Here is a 6,965-nt window from a genome sequence, read left to right as displayed (position 1 = left end):
CGATTCTAGGCGATGGCCCTCCCTTGCTTCTTACACCACGACTGTGCGCGCTACCCTCATTTTTGAGAATCCGAGATGCCGCGGAAATCTTATCCCAGCTCAAAGGCCATTTCTGGGATGTATTTTCCGTCGAGTGCCTCATCGGGAAACTGCATCCCATTTCAAGCGTCGATTCTGGGACGCATTTTCCCCTTAGATCCTCAACCGGAAACCGCACCCCACTTTGAGCGCAAATTCCGGGACGCATTTTCCGCTTGAGCCTCATTGGGAAACGGCGTCCCACTTTGAGGGCTGATTGTGGGATGCATTTTCCGGTTTTGCTCTCATTGGGAAAATGCATCCCGTTTCTTGACCGAATAATGGGACGCAATTTCCCGTTGGAGCGCCTTTGGGAAAGTGTGTCCCACTTCGACCGCCCAGAGTGGGATGCACTTTCCGCAAAGCACCTCAACGGGAAACTACGTCCCATTCCAAAGGCAAATTCCGGGACGCATTTTTCGAAAGCCTGCCCATCCGGAAAGCCCGTCCCACTTTGGACGCATCCGGGCACGGAACCATCGACCTATCAGGCCTCCCATCAATAAAGAGGCGTCCTCCCGGACGGCGGGGCACGAAGTTCATCGCGAGTTCCGCACGCAAAGAAGGCCACTTAATGTGGCCTTCGTCTTGCGCAGGACTGTAGAGCAGGGAACTTCGTGCCCCGACGCCCGGGAGGACGTTTCATTTAGAAAGATGGACCGACCGCCGTCAGCGATGGGAGCTACTCCCCCAGCACGGCCTTTTTGGCGGCTGCAGCCATGTTGTCCAGATCTTCCTTGGTGGGGTGATCCTTTGCGGCGACCCAGTTATCGAGCAGCATCTTAAAGCGGACATTGTCGGGATCTTGCTCGAGCATGGCCTCGTAGCGCTGCTTGACCGCGGGGCCCATCTTGCCCTGGCACATCGCCCAGCCCGCAAGCTCGGCATCCCCAGCCAAATTGGAAGTTACGCGGTCGATAATCTGCTGGTAATAGCTCTGATCGGCCCCAAAGCCGCAGGTGCCAAACAGGAAGACGCGCTTGCCGTGCAAAGCGGAGAGCAACGCCGCGACCGAAGGCGTGCACGCGCCCTTGTCGCACCAAAAACCGACGAGCACCGTGTCGGCCGCGCAGGCGCCCTGCGCCTCGAGCGCAACCTGATCTGCATCCGCATCGTCGCTCAACGCCGCGGCATGGACAAACTCAACACCCGCAGCCTGCAGAGTGCGCTTGATCGCGCCCGAAACCATCCTGGTATTACCGCTCTTGCTGTTAACCACCAAAGAGCACGTCATAGTCACGTTGCCTCGTTTCCCCCAAAACTAAAGCCACTAATGCAATTTATTAGATGAATATCTTAGTACTAACGTGACAGATGTAAACCACCGTCTGTCGATTGATTAATTTGCCCCACTGGCTTGCTCACTGGGCAAACTGGCTGCGGTAGAGCTCGGCGTAGAAGCCGTCTGCCGCCAGCAGCTCGTCGTGCGTGCCGCGCTCGATAATCTCGCCGTCGCGCATCACCAGAATGCAGTCGGCGTTGCGGATGGTGCTCAGGCGGTGCGCCACGACAAAGCTTGTGCGGCCAGCCATGAGCTTGTCGAACGCCGCCTGCACCTGCAGCTCGGTGCGTGTGTCGATACTCGAGGTCGCCTCGTCCAGCAGCAGAATCGCCGGGTCGGTGAGCATGACGCGTGCGATGCACAGCAGCTGCTTTTGGCCCTGGCTAAACGTGCCGCCGTCCTCGCCGATGACCGTATCGTAGCCGCTTGGCAGCTGCACGATAAACTTGTGCGCGTGCGCGCGCTTGGCAGCTTCGATAACCTGCTCGCGCGTGGCGTCGGGACAGCCGTAGGCGATGTTTTCCGCCACCGTGCCCTCGAACAGCCAAGTGTCCTGCAACACCATGCCAAAGGCGCGGCGCAGGCTTGCGCGCGTGTAGTCACGCGAAGAACGACCATCGACCGTAATGCGACCGGCATCGATATCGTAAAAACGCAGCAGCAAATTGATGAGCGTTGTCTTTCCGCAGCCCGTGGGGCCGACCAGGGCAAAACGCATGCCGGGCTTGGCCTCGATGCAGATATCCTGCAGCAGCTTGCGGTCGGGCACATAGCTAAAGTCCACATGCTCAAACGAAACCTCGCCCTTCGGGGCGGCGAGCTCAATGGCATCCACAGCGTCGGGCTCCTGCTCGCGTGCATCGAGCAACGCGAACATGCGGCGCGCCGAGGCATACGCCGTCTGGATTTGCGTAATGACGTTGGTGACCTCGTTGAATGGCTTGGTGTACTGGTTAGCATAGGACAGAAAGATTTGCACGCCGCCCACCGTAAGCGCCGCAGGCACGCCCGTGATCACGCCCGCGCAGCCGATCACGGCAACCACGGCGTAGATGATGTTGTTGATAAAGCGCGTACCGGGGTTGGAGAGCGAGCCCATAAACTGCGCGCGCTCGCCCGCCGTATAGAGCTCGGCGTTAAGGGCATCAAAGCGCTGTTGAGCGTGCGGGCCGTAGGCGAAGGCGTCCACGAGCTTTTGCTCACCCACATACTCCTCGATATGACCGCCGAGTTGGCCCTGGATGCGCTGTTGAGCAGTGAAGCTCTTATTGGAAAGCTTGGCGATGGCACCGGCCGCAAAGATGGAAAGCGGCGTAACGAGCACCACCACGAGCGTCATGGTCAGGTTGATGGAGAGCATAAATGCGAGCGTGCCCACGATGGTGATGACGCCGGTAAAGAGCTGCGTAAAGCCCTGCAGCAGGCCATCGCCCACCTGGTCGACATCGTTGACCACGCGGCTCATGAGGTCGCCGTGGGCATGGCCGTCAATAAAGCTGAGCGGCATGCGGCTGAGCTTGTCGCTCGCCTCCACGCGCATGTCGCGCACCGTTTCGTAGGATAGACGGTTGACGCAGTAGCCCTGCAGCCACTGGAAGGCTGCCGCGCCCACCACGACGATTGCGAGCTTGGTAACAAGCGGCAGCAGCGACCCGAAGTCCACCTGCCCGGCGGCAACGATGAGGTCGATGCCCTCGCCGATGAGGATGGGCGTATAGAGTTGCAAGACCACCGAGATGGCGGCGCTCACAAACGACGCCGTAAACGAAATGCGATGCGGACGGACGTAGCCCAGCAGACGGCGGGTCACCGCGCCCACGGGGTAGCGCTCGGGGTCGCCGGGCTGACGCGGGCCGTCGCCCAGGTCGTTAAGGTTATCGTTGCCGGACACGTTGGCCGTCATCGTGGCGACCGAACCGGAAGAAGTATACGGATTCATTTAGCAGCCCTCCTTTGCGCAAGTGGATGCCGGGGCAGCCGGGGCGGACGCGGGCGTCGTGCTCCCCTGCTGACCCTCGAGCTCCTCGCGACGAAGCTGCGACTGGCAAATCTCGCGATAGAGTTGGCAGCTTGCGTACAGCTCTTCGTGCGTACCCAGGCCCGCGACCGAGCCGTGGTCGAGCACGCAGATCATGTCGGCATCGCGCACGGTCGAGACGCGCTGGCTCACGATCACCGTGGTTAGCGGGAGTCCGCCCGCGGCGGCACCGCGTACGCTGCGCTCGCGGATGGCGTGGCGAAGCGCTGCATCGGTCTTAAAGTCGAGCGCCGAGGCGGAGTCATCCATAATCAGAATCTGCGGCGAGCCCACCAGGGCACGCGCAATGGTCAGGCGCTGGCGCTGGCCACCGCTGAAGTTCTTGCCGCCCGCCTCGACCGGGGCGCCGAGCCCCTGCGGCTTGTTGCGCACGAACTCACTCGCTTGCGCCATGTCGAGTGCCGCCCAGAGTTCCTCGTCGGTTGCCGCCTCATCACGCCAGGTCAGGTTGCTGCGGATGGTGCCGCTCACCAGCGACGCGCGCTGTGGGACGGTCGCGACCACACGGCGCAGCTGGTCGAGCGGCCAGGCGCGCACGTCGGCGCCCATCACGCTCACGCTGCCGGTGCTCGCATCGTACAGGCGCGGGATAAGCGAGACGAGCGTCGACTTACCGCTGCCCGTGCCGCCGATAATGCCGAGCGTTTTGCCCAGCGGCAGCTCCAGGGTCACGTCATTGACGGCGTTGGCGGCGCCCGCGCCAAAGGAGAAGCTCGCATGGCTCAAGCTCAGCGCGGGGACCGGAACAGCGCCACCCGCCAGTGCGCCCGGCTCGGGCAGCGCAACCGGCTGGTTGCCCTCGTCGGTAATGCTCGGCACGCAATTGAGCACCTCGTTGAGACGCGACGCACTGGCGCTCGCCTTGGTAAAGACCACGACCAGGTTGGCGACATACACGATGGAGGTCAGGGTCTGCGTCATGTAGTTGACGAATGCCATGACCTGGCCCTGCGTGAGCTCGCCCACGTTGACCTGGATGCCGCCCACCCACAGGATGGCGCACACGCCCAGGTTCATCACCAAAAACGTGACGGGGTTGAGGATCGACGAGAGCTTGCCCACCGCGATTGCGACACGCGCCTGGTCATCGGCCGCCTGGGCAAAACGCTCACGTTCGTGACCCTCGCGCACAAACGCCCGGACCACGCGGGCGCCCGAAAGCCCCTCGCGGCAAATGAGCGCGATGCGGTCGAGCTTTGCCTGCAGCTGCTTGTAGTACGGGATGCAGCGCGCCATGACAAACCAAAACACCAGGCCGATGGCGGGCGTGCAAATCAAAAAGATGATGCCGAGCTTAAGGTCGATGGCAAGGGCCGCGACCATGGAACCCACCGCCAAGAAGGGCCAGCGGATGAGCATGCGCACGCCCAGCGCCACAGCAAGCTGCACCTGGTTGACGTCGTTGGTAATGCGCGTGATGAGCGACGGCGTGCCAAAGCGGTCAAGTTCGGCATAGCTCAGCTTGTTGATGTGCTGGCAGAGTGCGCCGCGAATGTCAGTACCCATGCCCTGCGAGGTGAGCGCCGCCATCTTTTGGCAGACGAGCGTAAACGAGATGCCGATCACGGCCATGGCGGCGAGCAATATACCGTAGTGGACGACAGCGTTCACATCGTGCACGCCGATGCCCCTATCAATCATCTGGGCAATCACCAGCGGCGTAAGCAGGTCAAAGATTACTTCGATCAACTTGCACGCAGGACCAATCACCATATACCGGCGATACTTACCACCAAAACGCCTGAGCAGCTCAATCATGTATAGGCGCTCCCTATCATCATCCACATTCAATTCGAACCATGATAGTACCGCCACCCCAAAAGAAGCGTAAACAACTCGTCATTTCTAACGGGATTCAGTTTTCAGAGGGGTATACGCGCACACCCAGCCAGTGTCGGGTCAACTAGCATGGTATATTTACATTAGTGCTACCAAGTTAGTCGCCGACCCTTGAAATGAGGTGCCGAGATGAACGACATTCTCGCAAGAAGAGCAAGACGAGCAACTGTGGGCATCGCCCTTTCCGCGGCACTTGTCGCGGGAATCGCCCCCGTAACGGCAATCGCGGCAGAAACGAGCTCCCCCATCGATGCAGTTGCCTTGCAGACGGAAGATGCGGCCGCCGCAAAAGAAAAGGCGTACGCGGCCATGCAGGAAGCGCTCAAAAACCTCGAAGCCGCAAAAGACGCCGCAAGTTCCGAGAAACTTGCGGGAATCGATGCTGACATTGCCGCTCTTCAAGAGATCTACGACAAGCTGGTGGCGGAAGCCGCCAAATGCAGGGGACCCCTTCCCGCCATGCAAGCGAACGTCGATGCAGCCCAAGCCAGATACGATGAGGCCCGCAACCGGACAAGCGGCCTTCAGGCAAAATTAGATAAGGTGCTTAAGGACCTCGGCGACGAGGAGCCTAGCAAAGCTATTAGCGAAACCATTAAGCAGTTGCGTTCGGAGATCATGGCGGCAAAACGGCAAGAAGAGTTTTGTGAAGAGGAGCTTGACCAAGTTCGGCATAGGCTCGAGAGCCAGGAAAGAGTGATTAATAACCTTGAAAGTGATGCGGAGAATGTCAAAGCCCATATCGACGAGGACATAGCCAAGCGAGATGCGCTCCTCGGCGATTTGGAAAAGGCACAAGCGGCCTATAACGACGCCTGCAAGGCATACGAAGAGGCAAAAGCCGCAGCAGATAAGGCCACCTCGCCCGAGATAACGAAACCCGCCGAGACGACAAAACCCTCCAGCTCAGTGCAACCGGCCGAGACGGCGCAGCCCGCCAGCTCGCCCGCGACCGGCAAAGACGCTCCATCGAGCTCCACCAAGCAAGCAAATACGACCACCGGCAAGCTCGCAAACACAGGCGACACAGCGCCGAGCGCAATCGCACTCGCAGCAGTCGCCGCCGCAGGCCTCGGAATAACCGCCACAGCCACACGCCGCATCAGGAACTCAAAATAGCTGCCAGAGCATACCACCTTCGCCAATCCACAAACCCAGAGAGAAAAGAGGCCCGTTTCCCCAACCCAGGGAAACGGGCCTCTTTAACTGCAAAAATTCAAGCAACAGCACCGCCGCCTCTTGAACCACATAGCCATCAATGCCCAGACAACACCAGCAAGCCGCATTCCACAAGGGATAGATTTAAATTAGATAAACGCGCCTTTACGGATGATTTTTGGACGACGGGGCCCGGTCGGCGGCGAGGTGTTTGGTAGTCGAGCGATCCCGCAGGCGAAGCCGAGGACCAGCGAGACACCAAACACCTCGCCGCCGGCCGGGCCATGTCGCGGCACCAAAAAACGCCCGTGCGCTCGATGGATTCGGATGCCCGACAGAGGCTCCTTATGGCTGCTTCCTTCCGGACCTGACCAGATTCGGAACATGTCGTCATCCGAACCCATCGAACGCGCTAGGCGCTCGGTATATCTTACCTGCTCCCGCCCGCCAGAGCAAGGTAGCTAATTTGGGACGGAGCTTTTTTGACTACTTTTGCAGCCCGATTGCCAGAGCAGCCAATGAGTAGTCAAAATAGTCCCATCCCAAAATGACCGGCTTGGTGCCGCACCA

4 protein-coding genes and 1 other RNA gene are annotated in these 6,965 nt (G+C 60.0%); 1 reads left to right on the top strand and 4 read right to left on the bottom strand.

The genetic code is table 11. The features are described 5' to 3' along the window. Nucleotides 1-760: 760 nt before the first annotated feature. The 3 genes from bilS to JMJ97_RS07375 all read right to left on the bottom strand — a co-directional run bounded on the left by bilS (nucleotide 761) and on the right by JMJ97_RS07375 (nucleotide 5,156). Nucleotides 761-1,312 (bottom strand): flavodoxin family protein BilS, encoded by a 552-nt coding sequence (gene bilS, locus JMJ97_RS07385; RefSeq protein WP_260699742.1) that lies wholly within the window; start codon nucleotides 1,310-1,312, stop codon nucleotides 761-763. Nucleotides 1,313-1,439: 127 nt separating this feature from the next. Continuing rightward, the gene (locus tag JMJ97_RS07380) at nucleotides 1,440-3,299 is read right to left on the bottom strand and encodes an ABC transporter ATP-binding protein (protein ID WP_260699740.1); all 1,860 of its coding nucleotides are present in this window, start codon (nucleotides 3,297-3,299) and stop codon (nucleotides 1,440-1,442) included. Continuing rightward, nucleotides 3,300-5,156, bottom strand: coding sequence for an ABC transporter ATP-binding protein (locus JMJ97_RS07375; protein WP_260699739.1), 1,857 nt, complete (start codon nucleotides 5,154-5,156; stop codon nucleotides 3,300-3,302). It abuts the gene before it with no gap. 210 nt (nucleotides 5,157-5,366) lie between these two features. Between JMJ97_RS07375 and JMJ97_RS07370 the strand changes: the two genes are divergently transcribed. Further along, nucleotides 5,367-6,356: a coiled-coil domain-containing protein gene (locus JMJ97_RS07370; RefSeq protein ID WP_260699737.1), complete on the top strand. Its 990-nt coding sequence runs from the start codon at nucleotides 5,367-5,369 to the stop codon at nucleotides 6,354-6,356. 350 nt (nucleotides 6,357-6,706) lie between these two features. Here JMJ97_RS07370 and ffs read toward each other — a convergent pair. Beyond that, nucleotides 6,707-6,802, bottom strand: an RNA gene (gene ffs, locus JMJ97_RS07365) — signal recognition particle sRNA small type. Between the last annotated feature and the right edge of the window lie 163 nt (nucleotides 6,803-6,965).

Source organism: Collinsella aerofaciens (genome assembly GCF_025289055.1).
Lineage (GTDB): Bacteria > Actinomycetota > Coriobacteriia > Coriobacteriales > Coriobacteriaceae > Collinsella.
Note: the sequence above shows the minus strand (reverse complement) of the source record. Positions and strands in the feature narration are given on the sequence as shown.

Coding starts and splice junctions, on each gene's coding strand:
- bilS (WP_260699742.1), bottom strand. CDS start 1,312: ATGACGTGCTCTTTGGTGGTTAACAGCAAGAGCGGTAATACCAGGATG.
- JMJ97_RS07380 (WP_260699740.1), bottom strand. CDS start 3,299: ATGAATCCGTATACTTCTTCCGGTTCGGTCGCCACGATGACGGCCAAC.
- JMJ97_RS07375 (WP_260699739.1), bottom strand. CDS start 5,156: ATGATTGAGCTGCTCAGGCGTTTTGGTGGTAAGTATCGCCGGTATATG.
- JMJ97_RS07370 (WP_260699737.1), top strand. CDS start 5,367: ATGAACGACATTCTCGCAAGAAGAGCAAGACGAGCAACTGTGGGCATC.